Annotated in this window: 17 protein-coding genes; 4 read left to right on the forward strand and 13 right to left on the reverse strand. The window is 59.9% G+C overall.

Annotation, left to right across the window (positions count from 1 at the left end):
• Positions 1–382 precede the first annotated feature (382 nt).
• The 12 genes from ACP7B9_RS14295 to ACP7B9_RS14350 form a co-directional block, all read right to left on the reverse strand.
• Entirely contained in the window at positions 383–874 is a 492-nt protein-coding gene (locus tag ACP7B9_RS14295; protein ID WP_425864430.1) for an FBP domain-containing protein, read from the reverse strand.
• Positions 875–1136: 262 nt separating this feature from the next.
• Positions 1137–1856 (reverse strand): MazG nucleotide pyrophosphohydrolase domain-containing protein, encoded by a 720-nt coding sequence (locus tag ACP7B9_RS14300; RefSeq protein ID WP_425864431.1) that lies wholly within the window; start codon positions 1854–1856, stop codon positions 1137–1139.
• Positions 1846–3087, reverse strand: coding sequence for an adenosine deaminase (locus ACP7B9_RS14305; RefSeq protein WP_425864433.1), 1242 nt, complete (start codon positions 3085–3087; stop codon positions 1846–1848). Before ACP7B9_RS14305 ends, ACP7B9_RS14300 begins: the two co-directional genes overlap by 11 nt.
• 18 nt (positions 3088–3105) lie before the next feature.
• A complete protein-coding gene (locus tag ACP7B9_RS14310) occupies positions 3106–3975 on the reverse strand; it encodes a DedA family protein (protein WP_425864665.1) in 870 nt (289 codons plus the stop codon).
• A gap of 154 nt (positions 3976–4129) precedes the next feature.
• Positions 4130–5452, reverse strand: coding sequence for a thymidine phosphorylase (locus tag ACP7B9_RS14315; protein ID WP_425864434.1), 1323 nt, complete (start codon positions 5450–5452; stop codon positions 4130–4132).
• A gap of 85 nt (positions 5453–5537) precedes the next feature.
• The gene (locus ACP7B9_RS14320) at positions 5538–5966 is read right to left on the reverse strand and encodes a cytidine deaminase (protein WP_425864436.1); all 429 of its coding nucleotides are present in this window, start codon (positions 5964–5966) and stop codon (positions 5538–5540) included.
• A gap of 3 nt (positions 5967–5969) precedes the next feature.
• A complete protein-coding gene (locus ACP7B9_RS14325; RefSeq protein ID WP_425864438.1) occupies positions 5970–7265 on the reverse strand; it encodes an ABC transporter permease in 1296 nt (431 codons plus the stop codon).
• Between the two features lie 3 nt (positions 7266–7268).
• Complete coding sequence (locus ACP7B9_RS14330; protein WP_425864440.1) at positions 7269–8516, reverse strand: ABC transporter permease; 1248 nt, start codon at positions 8514–8516, stop codon at positions 7269–7271.
• Positions 8513–10096, reverse strand: a complete 1584-nt coding sequence (locus ACP7B9_RS14335; RefSeq protein ID WP_425864442.1) for an ABC transporter ATP-binding protein — start codon at positions 10094–10096, stop codon at positions 8513–8515. The genes ACP7B9_RS14330 and ACP7B9_RS14335 overlap by 4 nt, the downstream gene beginning before the upstream one ends.
• 177 nt (positions 10097–10273) lie before the next feature.
• The gene (locus tag ACP7B9_RS14340; RefSeq protein ID WP_425864444.1) at positions 10274–11389 is read right to left on the reverse strand and encodes a BMP family lipoprotein; all 1116 of its coding nucleotides are present in this window, start codon (positions 11387–11389) and stop codon (positions 10274–10276) included.
• Between the two features lie 293 nt (positions 11390–11682).
• Positions 11683–12888, reverse strand: a complete 1206-nt coding sequence (locus ACP7B9_RS14345; protein ID WP_425864445.1) for an amidohydrolase — start codon at positions 12886–12888, stop codon at positions 11683–11685.
• A 236-nt stretch (positions 12889–13124) separates the two neighbouring features.
• The gene (locus ACP7B9_RS14350) at positions 13125–14270 is read right to left on the reverse strand and encodes a mannose-1-phosphate guanylyltransferase (protein WP_425864447.1); all 1146 of its coding nucleotides are present in this window, start codon (positions 14268–14270) and stop codon (positions 13125–13127) included.
• A 313-nt stretch (positions 14271–14583) separates the two neighbouring features.
• Between ACP7B9_RS14350 and sdhC the strand changes: the two genes are divergently transcribed.
• From sdhC to ACP7B9_RS14370, 4 genes are all read left to right on the forward strand, one after another.
• A complete protein-coding gene (gene sdhC / locus ACP7B9_RS14355) occupies positions 14584–14976 on the forward strand; it encodes a succinate dehydrogenase, cytochrome b556 subunit (RefSeq protein WP_074711603.1) in 393 nt (130 codons plus the stop codon).
• The gene (locus ACP7B9_RS14360; RefSeq protein ID WP_425864449.1) at positions 14977–15444 is read left to right on the forward strand and encodes a succinate dehydrogenase hydrophobic membrane anchor subunit; all 468 of its coding nucleotides are present in this window, start codon (positions 14977–14979) and stop codon (positions 15442–15444) included.
• A gap of 90 nt (positions 15445–15534) precedes the next feature.
• Positions 15535–17334 (forward strand): succinate dehydrogenase flavoprotein subunit, encoded by a 1800-nt coding sequence (sdhA, locus tag ACP7B9_RS14365; protein ID WP_425864451.1) that lies wholly within the window; start codon positions 15535–15537, stop codon positions 17332–17334.
• Complete coding sequence (locus ACP7B9_RS14370; RefSeq protein WP_425864452.1) at positions 17334–18125, forward strand: succinate dehydrogenase iron-sulfur subunit; 792 nt, start codon at positions 17334–17336, stop codon at positions 18123–18125. The genes sdhA and ACP7B9_RS14370 overlap by 1 nt, the downstream gene beginning before the upstream one ends.
• Positions 18126–18205: 80 nt before the next feature.
• On the opposite strand, the gene ACP7B9_RS14375 is transcribed toward ACP7B9_RS14370, so the two are convergent.
• Positions 18206–19141, reverse strand: a complete 936-nt coding sequence (locus ACP7B9_RS14375; RefSeq protein ID WP_425864454.1) for a carbohydrate kinase family protein — start codon at positions 19139–19141, stop codon at positions 18206–18208.
• Positions 19142–19256 lie beyond the last annotated feature (115 nt).

Raw genomic sequence — 19256 nt, forward strand, 5'->3', positions numbered from 1 at the left:
AATCGACACCCCACCACACACCAGATCAACAAACTCCGTGCGGGTGTTCGGGGCAAACAACTTGACCATGAAACGCTCCATCTATCAGAGCGTTGCAACCACCATATGAATTTGCCTCGGAAACATCGACACCTAATGTACTTTCGGCGAAGGTGGATGAGATGGACTCCCCCGACGCGCAGGTGTGGGCCGATGTCAACGAGGAAGCCGGTGCCGCAACCGAGGCCCTTGATACGGCTCGTCGCGCCATTTACAAACTATTGGCCGACTGATCCAACGCTGAAAAGTCAGCGCTGAAACTACGCGCCCTACGAAAACTAAAGGCCCTACGAATCGCCAGAACGGCGAATCGTAGGGCCTTTTCGACGTCCAATCCGCGGTTTTATCCGCGGACGCGAGCTACGAACCGCTCCGTGCGCTCCCGCAGACCTTGGATCTGACGCTCGATCACGGCCTCCGGATCCGGCTCAATCTCGTTGACTGTCGGTTCTTTACGAACGTTGGCCGAACATAAGAACTCCGCACAGATGAGTGTCCCCACGGAGTTTCCGTCACGGCCGGATTGGCCAGCTCGTTTGCTGACCCACAGGTACACGTCCTCTTCCGAGTAGACATCCCGGCACAGTTCGCACAGCACCCTGCGCTTCTGACCGCTGCCGCCTTCCGGCGCCCGGAGCATGATCCCCACGAGCTTTTCGGCAGTGCGAATAACTAGGTAGCCGCGCATGGGCATTTTTTCGTCGCGCCACCCCAGGAAATCCAGTGATTCCCAATCCAGAGTCGCAAAATTTGCCGGCAAGTTCAGCTTTGCAGCTTCTGAACGGCTGGCGTTGATAAAGCAGGAACGAATTTGTTTGTCAGAGATTTTTTCCACAGCAATGTGTCCTCAAGTATGTGGGGGGCGCCTTCTCACCACTGCGATATACAACCGCAGGGCGACTTTTCGGGTGGGTGACTCACCCGAGACGCCAGCTGCCTGTGGCAGGGACGTGTCAGGGAGTGATTCGCGCCGCGAAGCAGGCCATGAGGGCCACCCCGCTTTCCGCAGGGGCGTGGGTCCGATGTGCTGTGGTCATCAGTGTCGCCCCTCATTTCCTCGTGTAAACCTCCTAGAAGTCTACACATTCGCACCCGAGCTAGCGGCCCTGAAATTCCCGCACGGCCATACGCAGGGCCCGTTCGGCGTCGAGCCCGCGCTCCTGCGCAACCCGTACGACGTCGAACAGCACCTTCCCGAGCTCATCCTCGCTCCGGATGTGCTCGCCTATGCTGCCGCGGCGCTCAGCTGGTGCGACGCCGGCCCGTTCCGCGCGCTCCACCGTTTTCTGTGCCATGGCCAACGCCGGCAACGTGGCGGGAATGCCCGAGAAGGGGTTCGTGGTCTTGGGCGCGTGCTGCTCGGCCGCCCGAGTAGCTTCGCCTACCGTTGCACGTTCCGCGGCCTTGACGCGTTCCCAGGTTTCTTCAATCTCGGCGATGGTGGCCGGGAAGGATTCCTGGAGCGTGCCGTCGGCGTGAAAAACGTGGGGGCTGCGGCGGATCATCTTCTCGGACAGTCCACGGGCCACATCAGCCAATTCGAAGCTGCCGTCTTCTTGCGCCAGTTGTGAATGAAGAACCACTTGGAGCAGGATGTCGCCCAGTTCGTTGGCCATCTCGCCTGTGTGCCCGGTCTCGATGGCCTCAATAAATTCGTAGGACTCCTCCAACAGGTACGTGGTGAGGGAATCGTGCGTCAGCGCGGCCGTCCAGGGGCAGTGCTCCCGGAGGGCTGCGATGACGCCAACAAGGCGGGCCATCTCCTCGTGAGAGGAAACGGCCCGCCTCTGCGGATCGTGCGGGGTGTTAGTGGTCAAGCTCGGTAGCGGCTTCGTCTGAATCGTCCGTGTCTTGGATGTCCTCGTGGCCGAAGGTTTCGAATTCCTCGGAGTCCTCGAAATCATCCATTTCTTCCATGGCGTCTTCGTAGTGCTCAATGATGAAGTCGGCCAGCTGCTCACGCGATTCCATCGGCAGGAATGACGCGTGGACAGCGTTCAAGGTCATTTCAAGAACCGTGTCCAGGCCATAGCCGAACGTCTCAACGAGCTGCCCGAACTCACTTGTCAGCGTCACGCCGCTCATGAGGCGGTTGTCGGTGTTGACGGTGACGTTAAAGCCAAGCTGGTGCAGCAGGTCGATGGGGTGTTCGCCCAAGGTGGTGCCATAGGCGGCAATGGCGCCGGTCTGCAGGTTGGAGGACGGGCACAGTTCGAGCGGGATCTGGCGATCGCGCACCCACTGGGCCAGATCGCCCAAGGTGACGGTGCCGACGTCGCGCCCGTCCACTTCCTGAACGTCCAGGTGGATGTCCTCGGCGATACGCACACCGTGGCCAAGGCGCAGGGCCCGGCCGTGGACTAGTGCGTCCTGGATGCTGTCCAGCCCGGCACCTTCGCCCGCATGAACCGTGGTGGGGAAATTGTTCTCGGCCAAGTAGGTGAAGGCCTCGGCGAAGCGGGACGGCAGGAATCCTTCTTCGGCACCGGCGATGTCGAAGCCAACCACGCCGTTGTCACGGTGGCGCACGGCGAGCTGGGCGATTTCGGAACCGCGGTCAGCATGGCGCATGGCTGTGATGATCTGGCCGACCTCGATGTAGCCACCGGCCTCGTCGACGGCATCCATGCCGGCTTCAAGACCTTCCTGAACGGCCTCGACGGCGTCGTCGAGGGAAAGCCCCTTGGTGAGGTGCTGTTCCGGTGCCCAGCGGACTTCACCGTAGACGACGCCGTCCTCGGCCAGGTCTTCGACGAATTCGTGGGCAACACGCACCAGCTCATCATGGGTCTGCATGACAGCAATGGTGTGCTCAAATGTTTCCAGGTAGCGCTCTAGGGATCCCGAGTCGGCCGATTCGAGGAACCAGTTGCGCAGTTCCTCGGGATCGGTGGCCGGCAGCTCATGGCCGGAAGCGGCCGCCAACTCGATGATGGTTTCCGGACGCAAACCGCCGTCCAAGTGGTCGTGTAGGGATACCTTTGGCAACGATTGCAGGTCCACAACGGGAATGGACGCAGCTTCGTACTCTTCAGTTGGGTTAGTCACATGCAACACTCTAGGGAGCTAGGCCCCGCTCGCGCCAGTCTTTTGGGTCTCGTGCGCTGTCGGCGTAGTCGAGACCGAAATGGGTGCATCCAGCTCCGATTCCACCAGCGGCTCCGCTAAAGTTCCCGACAACGGTCCCACCAGCGGCATAACAAGAGAACCGGCGGCCACGGCGGCGGCAAACTTCGCCTCTTCCTCAGCCAAGGCTTGGGCACGGACCCTGGCCGCGGCGGTGGCCGCAGCCAATCCTGGCTCCGGACGTGGTGCCAGCTTTCCGCGCTTTTCCAGAAGGTGGTGCACGTATTTCATGGCATGGTCCACCACGAATCCGATGACGATGGCAAAGGCCACCGCGATGCCGACTCCAAGCAAGGGGTTGTCATGTACCCAGCGTCCGGCAAAGGTGCCGACCGCCACCGAGTAGCTGGCCCACGTCAGGACGGCAACGCCGTCGAGCAGGACAAAACGGCGCCACGGGAAGTACGTGGCGCCGGCCGTAAAGTTCACGGCAACCCGGCCCACGGGAATGTAACGGGCCGTGAAGATCAGGATGGCGCCGCGTTTCTCCAGTTCCTTGCCGGCCCAGGCAAAAGCCTTGGCGCCTCGTGGACGGCGCATCCAGTTGAAACGCGTCGTGCCGAGTTTGCGGCCAAGGAAGTAGGCAATATTGTCGCCAATGATGGCGCCCGCGGACGCCCCCAGGATGAGGAACCAAATATTGGGGTCACCGGTCTTGGCCGAAATGGAGGCCAAAGCTACGATGGCTGTCTCGCTCGGAAGGAACAAGAAGAAGCCATCGATCAGACAAAACAGGCTGACCAACGGAATAATCCACCACTGGGCGGCAGAGTGCTCGATCAGGACATTGATTTGACCGATGAGATGCATAAAATCCACAGTGGAAGGTTCCTCTCCTGTGGTGGATGTCTGCTCCCAAGTCTCCCACCTCGCATGGCCGGCTGGTATCCACCTGCAGGACTACATTTCTGGGTCATGCTAGGGCAAAAGGACTAGGTCCGGGCGTCATCTCAATCGGCCGCACCTAGCTGATGCGGTCGATAATCAACTTGATGGCCGGGCGGGAGCCTTCCGGCGCAATCGTGACAGCACCTTCGAGCGCTTCCTTGGCCCGGCCAAACTTCTCCGGGGTATCGGTCAACAGGGTCATGAGCGGCTCACCGGCACGCACCAATGCACCGGGCTTGGCATGCATGCGGACGCCGGCTCCAGCCTGAACAATGTCTTCCTTGCGGGCCCGACCGGCGCCGAGGCGCCACGCGGCGACACCCACGGCCATCGCGTCAAGGCCCACCAGCACGCCGTCGGCCGGCGCGTAAATTACCTCAGATTCGCGGGCCACGGGCAGGGCAGCATCCGGATCTCCACCCTGGGCGGAAATCATCCGACGCCACACATCCATGGCCCGGCCATCTTTGAGCGCCGCGGCCGGATCGGCTCCGCGGACGCCTGCGGCTTCGAGCATTTCCTCGGCCAACTTCACGGTAAGTTCGACGACGTCTTCCGGACCGCCGCCGGCAAGCACCTCCACGGATTCCTCGACCTCGATGGCGTTGCCCGCCGTCAAGCCCAGCGGCGTGGACATGTCCGTCAAGAGCGCCACGGTGTTGACGCCGGCATCCTTGCCCAACGCCACCATGGTCTCGGCCAGTTCCCGGGCCATCTCCACACTCTTCATGAAGGCGCCCGAGCCAACCTTGACATCCAGTACCAGCGCACCGGTGCCTTCGGCAATTTTCTTGCTCATGATGGAGGAAGCAATCAACGGAATGGCTTCAACGGTTCCGGTGACATCACGCAGGGCGTAGAGCTTCTTATCGGCAGGCGCCAACCCCGCACCGGCGGCGCAGATCACGGCTCCCACCTCGGAGAGCTGGCGCATCATCTCCTCATTGCTGAGGTTCGCGCGCCAGCCGGGGATGGCCTCCAACTTGTCCAGTGTTCCACCCGTGTGTCCCAAACCGCGGCCCGAGAGCTGCGGCACGGCCACGCCGAAAACAGCCACGAGTGGAGCCAATGGCAAGGTTATTTTGTCCCCTACACCACCCGTTGAGTGCTTGTCGGTGGTGAGCATGCTGACTCCCGCAGGAGTGCGCAGGCTGGCGAAGTCCATCCGCTCCCCCGAGTTGATCATGGCGGTGGTCCACTGCGAGATCTCGGCCCGGTCCATGCCATTGAGCAGGATGGCCATATTCAGGGCAGCCATCTGCTCGTCCGCGATGGTTCCACGCGTGTAAGCATCAATGGTCCAGGCGATCTGATCGGCGCTCAGGGTGCCCTTGTCCCGCTTGGTGCGGATGATGTCTACGGCGTCAAAGGTTGGGCCTGCGTACGTTTCGCGGTTCATGGTGCGTCCGTCCAATTCGTCAGTGCTACTAGAGATGCGCTACTAGAGATGCTGGGTGGTGCGGCTAGGGACCTAGGTCAGGTCCCTAGCCTTCGGCTGGAGCAACCGCGAGCCGGCCCAAATCCCGTGGGCCAAAGGCATCGGGCAAAACCTCATCCATGGTCTTCACTCCAGATGAGGTCATCAGGCGCGTTTCAGCCGTGCTGAACTCAAACAGCAGCTGCCGGCAACGGCCGCAGGGCATGAGAATCGCCCCGTTGCCATCAACACAGTAAAACTCGGTGATGAGCCCGCCACCATTCATCCGTAGGGCGCCAACCATTGTGCATTCGGCGCACAAGGTGAGCCCGTAGCTGGCGTTTTCCACGTTGCAGCCGGCAACAATGCTGCCGTCTTCCAGCCGTGCCGCAGCCCCCACCGGGAACTTGGAATACGGCGCGTAAGCGCTGGCGAGTGCCGCGGTGGCGGCCAACCGCAGGGGTTCCCATTCGACGTCGGGCATGTCAGTGGTCATTCCCTATTCCTTTACGTACGGTTCGCCGTCGGCCGCGGGGGCCATGGCCTTACCAACAAAGCCGGAGACGGCCAGGATGGTCAGCGCGTAGGGCAGCATGGCCAGGAACTGCCCGTCGATCGGGGTACCGGCCAATGAGAGGATGCTTTGCAGGTTTCCAGCCACGCCAAACAGCAATGCGGCAAGCGCTGCGCCGATCGGGTTCCAGCGGCCAAAGATCAGCGCGGCCAGGGCAATAAAGCCCAGACCACCTGTCATGTCCTTGCTGAAACTGCTGACAGCAACCAGCGTGAAGTAGGCGCCGCCAATACCGGCCACGGCGCCACCGGCGAGCACATTCAAGACGCGGGTGCGGTTGACGTTGATGCCTACCGTGTCGGCGGCCTTGGGGTGCTCACCTACGGCACGCACGCGCAGACCCCAGCGGGTGCGGAACAAGCCAAACCACAGGGCCACGACCAGAATGATCATGAAGTAGCCAATCAGTGACTGCCTGAAAAAGGTGGGTCCGATGATCGGGATTTCAGACAAGAACGGAATGGGCAGATCCGGGAGGTGGGCCGGCTGGTTGTAGATGGTCTCCCCGTTGACCTTGGTCTTCATGATCTTCTCGAACAGGAAGCCTGTCAGTCCGGCGACCAGGACGTTCAAGACCACACCAACAATGATCTGGTTGACCACGTACTTGATGCTGAACAGGGCCAGCAGCACGGACACCAAAACGCCTGCAATGGCGGCCGCAAACAGTCCGGCAAAGGCGTTGTGGGTAATGGATGAGACTAGGGCGGCCGTAAACGCACCGGCCAACAGCTGACCCTCGATGGCGATGTTGACCACGCCGGCACGCTCGGAAAGAACGCCTGACATGGAACCAAACACCAACGGGGTGGTGATGAGCATGGCGCCGGTGAACAGGCCAACAAGTGTGATGTTTTGCGTTGTGGTTCCGCCAATGATCCACACCATCAAGCCAATAACGAACACCACGGTGAATGTCATGACCACCCATTTGGCGATCTTTCCGGTGGTCTTCGTCTGGCGATAGGCAAGGTAAGCCAGTGCCAGCGTGATGACGGAGACGATGATGCCGACAGCCTTCGCCGGTACCACCAGGTTCGGAACCTGCCAGGCGTCATTGTCCTGGGAGATGCGGAAAGTTGCCGTTCCATTGGGGCCCAGCACAATGAAGACGACGACGGCGAAAAGCGCCAGCACGCCCAACAGGATCGGCGTCTTCCAGCTGCGCACGGCAACGGCGTCAGCGACCTTCAACGGTTCAGTCTTAGCTGTGATGCTCATGCGTCAGACTCCTTCATGGCGAAGTGCCTTGATGCGGAATATGGACCGAATCAAGGGAGGGGCGGCAATGAACAACACAATCAAGGACTGCACCACGGCAACGATGTCGATGGACACATCGGCATTGATGGCCATTGATGTGCCACCTGCCTTGAAGGCACCAAAGAGGATTGCGGCGAAGAACGTGCCCCACGGCTTGGAACGGCCCAGCAGTGCCACGGTGATGGCGTCGAAGCCGATGCTGCCGGCAATGTCTGAATCAAGCAGTTTCTCGGTTCCAGCCAGCTGGGTTACGCCGGCCAGACCAGCCAAAGCGCCGGAGAACAGCATGACAGTGATGTATCCGCGGGACACCAGCATGCCAGCCGTGCGGGCGGCACGGGGGTTAGCGCCAATGGCACGGTATTCAAAGCCGAGCGTTGAACGGTTCAGCAGCCAGGCAACCGCGACAACTGCAAGGACGGCCACAACAAGACCCCAGTGCAGACGGTAGTTGGGGCCAAGCATCAACGGGAACATGGCGGTTTCGTGCATGCGCGGGCTGATCGGGTTGCTGCTGTTGGGATCGCGCAGCTGGTTCTTGAGCAGGTACAAAACCAGCGAGACGGCAATGTAGTTGAGCATGATGGTCACGATGACCTCATGCGCACCGGTCTTGGCCTTGAGGAAGCCGGCAATGCCACCCCAAAGCGCACCGCCGATGGCCCCGGCGAGGACCACTGCAACCAGGTGGATGCCCGGGGGCAGTTCAATCAAGAAACCAACGACGCCGGCAAAGGTGGCACCCAGGATGATCTGGCCCTTGGCGCCAATATTGAACAAGCCAACACGGAAGGCCAACGTCACGGCCAAACCGGAAAGGATCAGAGGTGTGGCAAAGGTCAGGGTTTCAAAAATGCCCAGCCGGCCCTGCCAAGTGCGGGCGCCGGGATCATAGGTGGCCCCTCGTAGCAGGGCTCCGTAGGCTTCCGAAACGGCAGCCCACATGGCCTTGAACGTGGCACTCGGGTCGCCGAAGAAGTAGCCCATTGCGGCTGTCACACGGGCGTCGGTAAAGGCGATGAGAATACCGCCAATGACAAGGGCAACCACAACTGCCAGTACCGAAATCATGGCGTTGCCGCTCATGATTTCACGCACGATCTGGCTGTTGTTGCTTTCCTTCGGAGGCGTAGGCTGCGCTGTCTGTGTTGCAGCTGTTGCTGGGGTGCCGCCTTCCTCGGCGGGCTTGTTCAATTCAGCTCCGCTCATGGCTGCTCCCCCTCGCCCTTGGCGTTCTGTGCATCCGGTGCATTCGGTGCATCTTGTGTAGTCATTTGTTCCTGTGCTTCTTCTGCGGTCAGCCCGGCCATCATCAAGCCCAGCAAGGCGCGGCTCGATTTTCCGGGGACAATGCCCATGAGTCGTCCGGCAAACAGGACGGCAATGCGATCGGCCAATTCAAGTACTTCATCCAACTCGGTCGAGACGATGACCACGGGGGTGCCGGCGTCACGTTCGGCAACGATCCGCTTGTGCAGGAACTCGATGGAACCCACATCCACGCCACGGGTGGGCTGCGAGGCGATAAAGAGTTTCAACGGGCGGGCGAGTTCACGGGCCAAAACCACTTTTTGCTGGTTTCCGCCGGAGAGCGTGTCCGCTGCGTCTTGGGGCGACTGGGCCCGGACATCAAATTCGGCAACCTTGGCCACACTGTTTTTTGCGATCACGGCCCGGTTCATCGTGCCACGGCGAGAATACGGCGCCTTCTTATAGAGGTCAAGGATCAGGTTTTCGGCGATGGACATCTCCCCTACGAGTCCGTCGTCCTGCCTGTCCTCGGGCACAAAGCCAACGCCGGCATCGAGAATCTGGCGGACGCTGCTGCCCAACAGTTCCTTGCCCTGCAAGGTAATGGAACCGTGAGCATGCTTGCGCAGGCCCAGGACAGCTTCTGTCAGTTCGGTCTGACCGTTACCCTGCACACCTGCGATCGCAAGGATCTCACCTTGAGCAACGCTCAAGGTGACGTTGTCGAGGAGCCGCACACCGGCGTCGCTCATGACGGTGAGGTTGGAGACCTTGAAGGTGACCTCGCCGGGTTCGGCGTCGGCCTTGTTCAGGGTCAGGTTGACGGCACGGCCAACCATCAATGCCGCCAGCTCGGTGGTGGAGGCGGTGGGCTCGGCGGAACCGACCACCTTGCCGCGGCGGATCACCGTGATGGTGTCCGAGATGGCCTTGACCTCACGCAATTTGTGGGAGATGAAGACGATCGAGGTGCCGCCGTCTCGCAGCTGGCCCATGATGTCCATGAGTTCGTCGGTCTCCTGGGGTGTGAGCACTGCAGTGGGCTCATCCAAGATCAAGATTTTGGAGTTTCGTACGAGTGCCTTGATGATCTCAACGCGTTGCTGCACGCCCACGGGAAGATCTTCCACGAGCGCGTCAGGGTCAACATCGAAGCCGAACTTGGCGGAGATCTCGCGAATCTTCTTTCGCGTCTCCTCGAGATTAAGTACGCCACCAAAGGAGGTTGATTCGGCACCGAGGGCCACATTTTCTGCCACGGTGAAGACCGGGACCAGCATGAAGTGCTGATGCACCATACCGATGCCGGCTGCCATGGCGTCCGATGGCCCGGAGAACTTCACGGGTTTGTCGTCGACAAGGATTTCGCCGGAGGTGGGTTCGTACAACCCGTAAAGGACATTCATGAGCGTGGATTTGCCGGCACCATTTTCGCCAAGGAGGCTATGGATCTGACCGGATTCCACCACTAGGTCGATGTGGTCGTTCGCCACCAGGGCACCAAAGCTCTTGGTGATGCCCCGAAGTTCTAGTTTCAACGTTTTAACCCGTCCGCGGATTGTTGGATTGTGAGTGTTGCTTGCTGATCTTTGCACGGTTTGCTTTGCCGCCCACCGAATTATATTGGAGGTCGGCGCAACCTTTGCATAGCCTGCGTCAAACTGGAAATGGGAGCATTGCGGTCAGACCGCAATGCTCCCTTCCTTAGTTTTTTGTTACTTGGGGCTGGCCTTGGATTCCACCTTGATGGAACCGTCGATGATGCCCTTCTTGATGTCGTCAAGCTGAGTCTTGGTATCGGCACTCACCGAGGCATCAAGATCGTGGAACGGGGCCAGAGCCACGCCACCATTATCGAGGGTGCCGATGTACGGAGCGGGATCGAACTTGCCGTCAAGATCTTCCTTCATGACGGTTTCCACAGCCGCACCCATGGTCTTGATGACCGAGGTCAGCAGCACGGACTTGTAGGCGGGTGCGGTCAGGAAGCCATCGGAGTCAACCCAAATGAGCTTGACATCCTTGCCACCCTTGTTAGCTGCCAGAACAGCATCTCCGGCACCCTTACCCAACGGGCCGGCAACGGGCATGACCACGTCAGCACCTTCGGAGATCAGGTTGTTGGTGATCTTGGTGCCTTCCTGGACGATCTCGAAGGTGTTGGCAAACGAACCCTGCTGGGTTGCAGCGTCCCAGCCAAGAACCTTCACGTCCTTGCCCTGCTTCTCGTTGAAGTAGTCCACACCAGCGGCGAAGCCATCCATGAAGATCGTGACGGTGGGGATGTTGATACCACCGAAGGTGCCAACCTTGCCGGTCTTCGAGGATGCTGCGGCAGCGTAGCCAGCCATAAACGCGGCCTGGGCGGTGTCATAGACGACCGGCTTGACGTTGTCAGCCTTGATGGAGTTGTCATCGATGATCGCGTAGTGCAGATCGGGGTTGTCCTTGGCCGCGGTGGCCGTGGCCTCGGCCAGCAGGAAGCCAACCGTGATCGTGAGGTTACAGCCTGCACTGGCCATCTGGCTCAGGTTCGGTGCAAAGTCGGCGGTGCTGGCGGACTGTGCTTCCTTCTTCGTGATGCCCAGATCGGCAACAGCCTTCGTCAGGCCTTCGTAGGAGGACTGGTTGAAGGACTGATCGTCGAATCCACCCGAGTCGGAGACGATGCAGCCGAGGAAATCGGCAGCTGCGGCATTCTTGGTGCCATCGCCGGATCCACTGGACGGCGGGGCTTCCCCACAGCCGGTGAGCAGCATCGCCACGGCGCTGACCGTAACGGTACCCACAACGGCACCGCGCTTTACTTTGTTCAAAAGCAGGTTCTTCAAGGTTCCTCCATAAGGTGTGTGGCCGCTTGGAAGGAATGCGTCAACACAAACACGGGCTTGCCTTGGCAACCGGAACAATGATTTCCAGCCATTCAAGACAACCCGCACGTTGTGACGCAGCTCTTACCTCGCGGTGCTACCCATCACACTAGTGGGCCAAAGCTACCCGCCGGTAGTGGAAAAGCGCTTGCGCAGACCATTGTTGAAGAACCGTTATAGAGCCGTGATTCTCTTCGGCAGGAACTTTAGAGAATCCTTATGGCACATGGCGTTAAGGGCTTGACGTTCGGAGCTTATTGAGCTGCTGGTCGCAGGGTGCGCAGGGCTGCCGCGCACAGCACCCGAATTCCTACCGAGAGTGCCCGCTCATCCACTATGTAGTCACCGCGGTGGAGATCGTATTCCTCACCACCGGGGACATGCGTTCCCAATCGCATGAGGGATCCGGGGATGCCCTGCAGGAACCAGGCGAAGTCCTCTCCGCCCATGGATTGGGGAGCAAGCACTACTGAGTCTTCGCCCAGCTCGGCCCGAGCTGAGGCCTCAATCACGGCGGTTTCATGTTCAGAGTTCACAACTGGCGGCACACCGCGGGTGTGCTCAAGGTGCACGTCCACACCAAAAGGTGCTGCGACCTGCTGCACTACATCGTCCAGCAACTCCCCTGCTGCGTGCCATGCTTCGCGGTCAAGGCAGCGCATGGTGCCGCTCATGACGCCGTGGCCTGGAATGGCGTTGGGAGCGGAACCGGCGTTGATTTGCCCCCACACAACGGAAACGCCGCTGCGGACATCCACTCGGCGCGACAGCACCGAGGGGACATTGATGGCGATTTGCGCAAGGGCAAACACCAGATCTTCCGTCAGGTGTGGGCGGGAGGTGTGTCCGCCACGGCCGGACAGCTCAATCTTGATGGTGTCGGAGGCGCTGGTGATGGGCCCGATGCGCGTGCCAATCTTGCCCACGTCAATACGCGGGTCACAATGCAGGGCCATAATGCGCGGCACACCGTCCAAGGCGCCCTGGTCGATGCATGCGAGAGCACCTCCCGGCAGGGTCTCCTCGGCTGGCTGGAAAATTATCCGCACCCGGCCGCCGAGTGGCTTGTGTTCATCCATCTTGGCGAGCACCAGTGCAATGCCGAGCATCGTGGCCGTGTGAAAATCATGGCCGCAGCCGTGAGTGACGCCGTGGTTGCGCGATGTAAAAGGAAGGCCGGTCTCTTCGACGACGGGCAGTGCGTCAATGTCGCCGCGTAGGGCGGTGGCGATCGGCCCTTCGCCTATGTCAACAATGACGCCGGTTCCCTCGAGCCGGCGCGGGGACAGCCCGGCAGCGACCAAACGGTCATAGATTTTGCCGGTGGTGCGGAATTCCTGAAAGGACAGCTCCGGGTGGGCGTGCAGGTCACGACGGAATTCAATGACCTCGTCCAGCAGGGGTTCGAGCCAGGGGCCTACGGGCTCGGTCGGTTCTGTTTCCAGTGAATAATTGCGCACAGCTCAAACTCTAGTCATGTCATTGCCGAGGGACGGCATTGGCGGCGCCGCGTTACTTTCTGCACTTCGTCCCCTTAAAAAACAAGTAGCCCGCAGTAGTGGCTGAAATATCGCGTTTTCGCGACGTTTTTCAACCACTACTGCGGGCTACCTGCAAAAGGACATGGGCCCATGCGCTTGGGCCCACAACTCCGAGGGGCCCGCTGCGAGGTACGAGCAGTGGGAGGAGTTGGGGACTAGAGGACGTCGGTGTTGCCCTGGGCTTTGAGGCCGTCGACGGCCTTTTTGACCAGCTGTGAATGTGCCAGCGTGGTGATCAGAAGGGCGTCGGGGGTGTCGACGACCACTACGTCTTGGATCCCCACGAGGGCGATGACGCGTTTGGTGTCAGAGACAACGATTCCGGTGCTGTCTTCGGTGAAGACGCGGGCACCATCACCAATGACCTTCACGTTCTTACTTTCTGTGGCGCTGCTCAGCCGTGCGATCGCGGCGAAGTCTCCGACATCATCCCAGCTGAAGTCTGCAGGAATCACGGCAACATCACCAGCATCGGCGGCCGGTTCGGCTACCGCGTAATCAATAGCGATCTTGGGCAGGGTGGGCCAGACACGGTTCTTCACGGCAACCCGCTCAGGGGTATCCCAAGCCAGAGCAATCTCCATCAGACCTTCATACAGAGTGGGCTCGTTGGCCTTCAAGTGCTGAAGCATCAATTCCACCGGGGCGACGAACATTCCGGCATTCCAGCTGTATTCACCGCTAGCAAAATACTGCTCGGCGATTTCCTCGTTGGGCTTTTCCACGAACTTTGCCACGGCATGGGCACGCGGGGCACCGGCAACCACTAACGGCTCACCGATACGGATGTACCCGAACCCGGTAGAGGCATGGGTTGGCTTGATACCAATCGTGACGATCTTCCCCGTCGCTGCCGTGTAAATAGCCTCACGCACAGCCTCTTGGAACTTCTCCACCGGGCTAATGACCTGATCGGCAGCAAAGGAACCCATGATCGCCGAGGGATCCCGGGTAAAGAGGATCGCCGCAGCCAAACCAATGGCCGCACCGGAATCCTTAGGTTCAGTCTCCAACACCAGGTTCTCATCAGCGATCTCCGGCAACTGACGACACACAGCCTCGCGGTGCGCATCCCCTGTCACCAACAGGGTACGGCTGCCGCTGAGAGGTTCAAGCCGGTCATACGTGGCACGAATCAAGGTACTGCCACTACCGGTGAGGTCATGCAGGAACTTCGGGGCAGCAGCACGGGACAACGGCCACAACCGCGTACCAACTCCACCAGCCGGGATCACAGCATAAAACCTGTTCAAAGGATCCGCAGCTACAAGCTCGGGCTCAACCATATTTTGCGTATTCATCATGACCACCATAGGCGATGGACATGTGCTACCACCCTCTCTCTCGGGTGATTATCGCCAAAGTTCCACCCACGGTCGTAGGCCGGGAACACGCCGTCGTGCCTTATTAAACGTGATTAAAAGGTGGCTTGAATGGCCTTTACACCATCAGATTGGGACACGCCTGTGATATGTCGCATAGAGCAAGGAGTGCCTAAGTTGAATATGCTGTTAGCGAAGCCTAAATTTAGGCTCAAGTATGAGTGCTTACGCCGTGTGCGTTTCCCCGCGTGGAACCACGCCAGCGCAACGGTGACGCAGGAAGGTTTATTCAGTGCCGACAAAACCAGCTGGCACTCTGTATCGCGGCCGAGAAGGCATGTGGTCCTGGGTGGGACACCGAATTACCGGTGTAGTTATCTTTATTTTCTTGTTGGTGCACGTTCTGGACACCTCTTTGGTGAGAGTCTCTCCAGAGGCGTACACAGCAGTTATTGGGGCGTACAAGAACCCCATCATGGGGTTGGGTGAAGCCGGACTCGTTGCAGCAATCGTGTTCCACGCCTTCAACGGCCTGCGCATCATTGCGATCGACTTCTGGAAGAAGGGTCCCAAGTACCAGCGCCAGCTGCTCTGGGGAGTTCTCGCCCTGTGGGCCGTGACGATGATCCCGTTCCTGATTCGCCACCTCACCATTGTCTTCTCTAATTTCTTCGGGGGGCACTAAATGAGCACCGACGCCATTGCCGCACCACGCTCCAACAGCGCACAGTCACCTAAGTACACGCGCAGCAAGGGATCCAACTCAAGCTTTGAGATGGTCGCCTGGCTGTTCATGCGCCTCTCCGGTGTTGTTCTGCTTGTGCTGATCTTCGGCCACCTCTTCGTCAACCTCATGGTTGGCGACGGCATCCACGCCATCGACTTCGGCTTCGTTGCCGGCAAGTGGGCAAGCCCGTTCTGGCAGATCTGGGACCTGGCCATGCTCTGGTTGGCCATCCTGCACGGCACCAACGGTGTCCGCACCATCATCAATGACTACGCCGAGCGCGCAGGCACCCGCATGACCCTCAAAACGGTCCTGTACGTTGCAAGTGCCGTCATCGTGGTTCTTGGAACCTTGGTCATCTTCACCTTTGACCCGTGCCCTCCCGGCGCCGTCATTGATCTCCCGTCCTTCTGCACCGTTCCTTAACTAGGGAACCTGCCCGGGAATTCTTGCCCGGGCGATGTACGAAGTGAACACCAGTATTTTGCGCAGTAAATGAGAGAAAGAGCATCCAGTATGCAGGTCCACAAATACGACGTCGTAATCGTCGGGGCCGGTGGCGCAGGAATGCGTGCCGCCATTGAATCCGGCCAGCGTGCCCACACCGCTGTCCTGACCAAGCTCTACCCCACCCGCTCGCACACAGGTGCAGCGCAGGGCGGCATGTGTGCCGCACTGGCCAACGTGGAAGAAGACAACTGGGAATGGCACACCTTTGACACCGTCAAGGGTGGCGATTACCTGGTTGACCAGGACGCTGCGGAGGTCATGGCCAAGGAAGCCATCGACGCCGTTATCGACCTGGAAAAGATGGGCTTGCCGTTCAACCGCACGCCCGAGGGCCGCATTGACCAGCGCCGTTTCGGTGGCCACACGCGTGACCACGGTAAGGCTCCGGTTCGCCGTGCATGCTACGCCGCCGACCGCACCGGCCACATGATTCTGCAGACCCTGTACCAAAACTGCGTCAAGCACAACGTTGAGTTCTACAACGAGTACTACGTTTTGGATCTGCTGACGGTTGAAGAGGAAGCCACCCGCGAGGATGGCTCGATCTACTTGCAGAAGAAGACCGCTGGCGTTGTCTCCTACGATCTGGCTACTGGCGAACTTCACATCTTCCAGGCCAAGAGCGTCATTCTTGCCACGGGTGGTGCGGGCAAGGTCTTCAAGACCACCTCCAACGCACACACCTTGACCGGCGACGGCATGGGCATCGCCTTCCGTAAGGGCATCCCCTTGGAAGACATGGAGTTCTTTCAGTTCCATCCGACAGGTCTTGCCGGTTTGGGCATCCTGCTCTCCGAGGCCGCACGTGGCGAAGGCGCCATCCTGCGTAACTCTGAGGGTGAGCGCTTCATGGAGCGCTACGCCCCCACCATCAAGGACTTGGCTCCTCGTGACATCGTGGCCCGTTCCATGGCCAACGAGGTTCGTGAAGGTCGCGGTTGTGGCCCGAACAAGGACTACGTTCTCCTTGACCTGACCCACCTGGAGCCGGCTCACATTGACGCCAAGCTCCCGGACATCACCGAGTTCGCCCGCACCTACCTCGGTGTGGAGCCGTACACGGAGCCCGTCCCCGTGTTCCCCACGGCCCACTACGCCATGGGCGGTGTTCCCACGAACATCACCACCGAAGTTCTGCAGGACAACGACACCGTCATCCCCGGCCTGTACGCCGCCGGCGAGGTTGCCTGCGTTTCGGTCCACGGTTCCAACCGTTTGGGCACCAACTCGCTGCTGGACATCAACGTCTTCGGTAAGCGCGCTGGTATTGCCGCAGCCGAATACGCCAAGACCGCCGACTTTGTTGAACTGCCGGAGAACCCGGAAGCTGACACGGTTGCACTTTTGGAGCATGTCCGCACGTCCGACGGCGGCGAAAAGGTTGCCTTGATCCGCAAGGCTCTGCAGGACACCATGGATGCCAACATGCAGGTATTCCGTACAGCCGAGTCCATCGACAAGGTGCTTGCTGATATCGCTACTTTCGAGGAGCGTTACTCACGCATCACCGTTCAGGACAAGGGCAAGCGTTTCAACCTTGACCTGCTCGAGGCTGTGGAGCTTGGCTTCCTGCTCGAATTGGCTAAGGTCATGACGGTTGCTGCCTTGCACCGCCAGGAATCTCGCGGCGGTCACTACCGCGAAGATTTCCCGGACCGCGACGATGAGAACTTCATGAAGCACTCCATGGCTTACTTGGACAACAAGGTCACCGTGGAAAGCTCCGCCGAGTCCATCGCTGGAATTCGTCTGGAAACCAAGCCTGTTGTTGTTACGCGTTACCAGCCGATGGTGAGGAAGTACTAATGAGCGCCGTAGAAACTGAATTGCCGGAGCCGGCATCAAAGATTGAATTGCCCGCACACCTCGGTGGCGGCGGAGAAATCCCCACGTTCGACGTCACCTTGCGTGTACGCCGCTACGACCCCGAAACCTCGGAAGAGTCGAAGTGGGAAGACTTCACCATGACCATGTACGGCACCGACCGCGTGTTGGATGCCTTGCATAAGGTCAAGTGGGAGCAGGACGGCTCGCTGTCCTTCCGCCGTTCCTGTGCACACGGTGTTTGCGGTTCCGATGCCATGCGCATCAATGGCCGCAACCGCCTGGCCTGCAAGACCCTGTTGAAGGACCTGGACACCTCCAAGCCCATCACGGTTGAGCCCATCAAGGGCCTGCCCGTTGAGAAGGACTTGATCGTGGACATGGAGCCGTTCTTCCAGTCCTTCCGCGAGGTCATGCCGTTCCTGGTGAACCGTGGCCACGAACCGGCCAAGGAGCGCCTGCAGTCCGCCGAGGACCGCGAGCGTTTTGACGACACCACCAAGTGCATCCTGTGCGCCGCGTGCACGTCATCCTGCCCCGTCTTCTGGACCGACGGCCAGTACTTCGGCCCGGCAGCCATTGTGAATGCTCACCGCTTCATCTTTGACTCCCGTGACGATGCCGGCGACATGCGTCTGGAGATCCTCAACGACAAGGAAGGCGTGTGGCGTTGCCGCACCACCTTCAACTGCACCGAAGCATGCCCCCGCGGCATCCAGATCACGCAGGCCATTGCTGAAGTCAAGCAGGCCATCCTGGGTCGCAGCATCTAGCATCTGCTTTACGTAAAAGCGCCGCTCCCCCGTGTGGGGAGCGGCGCTTTTGCGTTCCGCCGTCGATCAGTCCGTGTCGATCACGCCATATCGAACAAGTTATTGAGCTCCGCAAGGGTTGGTGGGTTCGCTCCGGGACGTTGTACAGTGATGGCCGCGGCTGCGGCCGCCGTGTGTCCAAGCTTCTCGAGGACTGCGGGTGTGAAACCGTCAATTCCCCGGCTGAGAAAGCCAAAGATGAGTGCCGACATGTAAGAGTCCCCCGCGCCAATTGTGTCGGCCACTGTGCACTTTACGGCCGGGATGCTGATGCTGGTTGCCCTGGTACTAAATTGGGAGCCGTCGCCACCTCTGGTGATGACCGTCAGTCCGGTACCCAAGCCGAGGATGTGGGCTGCGGTGTCGTCCAGGCTCTTTTGGGGGTAGAGCCACTTGGCGTCCTCGTCGCTGAGCTTGACGACGTCGGTAAGTGGCACGAGGTCCTCGAAAATTGCCTTTGCTTCGGAGTGACTGCCGAGGAGGGCAGGCCTGATATTCGGGTCATAGGTGACCATGCAATCGTCGTGGGCCTGTTCAATCAGGGATCGCACGACGCCGGCCCCGGGGCTTAGGAAGGTCGCGATCGATCCCGTGTGCAAGATTTTCGGAACGTAGGTGGGAACCGACGGGGCAGGGTCCCACGCGATGTCAAAAACGTAACTGGCCGAGCCGTCGGCTTCAATAACTGCCGAAGCCGACGCCGTCCGGGCGAGCGACCTTGCTCCGGGCAGCAGCGTTACGCCGGCCTCGTGGAGATGGCTTTCAATGGAATCTCCACGCGAGTCCGGGCCGATTGCCGTCAAGAGTGCCGTGGATACACCGAGTCGCCCCAGTCCGTAGGCGACGTTGGCGGGCGAGCCGCCGGGGTGTTCAACGATGCTGTCGACCTTAGTGACGACATCGATCAGAGCTTCGCCCACAACCATGACATCGAACTGCAAGTGATCGTCATTCCGGGCAGTATTGAGGTAATCCATGGCCTGTCTCTCGTGAAGGGTATTGTCCGGGCGTTGTTCCGGGGGAACGTTCCCCCGGAGAAGGCAAGGTCAGTCCCCGGACCGGCGGACCGGTCCGGGGACGTTCGTGGTGGCA

It is taken from the genome of Arthrobacter sp. TWP1-1 (genome assembly GCF_049897845.1).
In the GTDB taxonomy this organism is placed as follows: domain Bacteria; phylum Actinomycetota; class Actinomycetes; order Actinomycetales; family Micrococcaceae; genus Specibacter.

What these genes read in the sequence shown, in the direction of transcription:
- ACP7B9_RS14310 (WP_425864665.1), bottom strand. Translation starts at nt 3,975, where the DNA reads ATGCATCTCATCGGTCAAATCAATGTCCTGATCGAGCACTCTGCCGCC.
- ACP7B9_RS14370 (WP_425864452.1), top strand. Translation starts at nt 17,334, where the DNA reads ATGAGCGCCGTAGAAACTGAATTGCCGGAGCCGGCATCAAAGATTGAA.
- ACP7B9_RS14375 (WP_425864454.1), bottom strand. Translation starts at nt 19,141, where the DNA reads ATGGATTACCTCAATACTGCCCGGAATGACGATCACTTGCAGTTCGAT.
- ACP7B9_RS14360 (WP_425864449.1), top strand. Translation starts at nt 14,977, where the DNA reads ATGAGCACCGACGCCATTGCCGCACCACGCTCCAACAGCGCACAGTCA.
- ACP7B9_RS14350 (WP_425864447.1), bottom strand. Translation starts at nt 14,270, where the DNA reads ATGAATACGCAAAATATGGTTGAGCCCGAGCTTGTAGCTGCGGATCCT.
- sdhA (WP_425864451.1), top strand. Translation starts at nt 15,535, where the DNA reads ATGCAGGTCCACAAATACGACGTCGTAATCGTCGGGGCCGGTGGCGCA.
- ACP7B9_RS14330 (WP_425864440.1), bottom strand. Translation starts at nt 8,516, where the DNA reads ATGAGCGGAGCTGAATTGAACAAGCCCGCCGAGGAAGGCGGCACCCCA.
- ACP7B9_RS14325 (WP_425864438.1), bottom strand. Translation starts at nt 7,265, where the DNA reads ATGAGCATCACAGCTAAGACTGAACCGTTGAAGGTCGCTGACGCCGTT.
- ACP7B9_RS14320 (WP_425864436.1), bottom strand. Translation starts at nt 5,966, where the DNA reads ATGACCACTGACATGCCCGACGTCGAATGGGAACCCCTGCGGTTGGCC.
- ACP7B9_RS14315 (WP_425864434.1), bottom strand. Translation starts at nt 5,452, where the DNA reads ATGAACCGCGAAACGTACGCAGGCCCAACCTTTGACGCCGTAGACATC.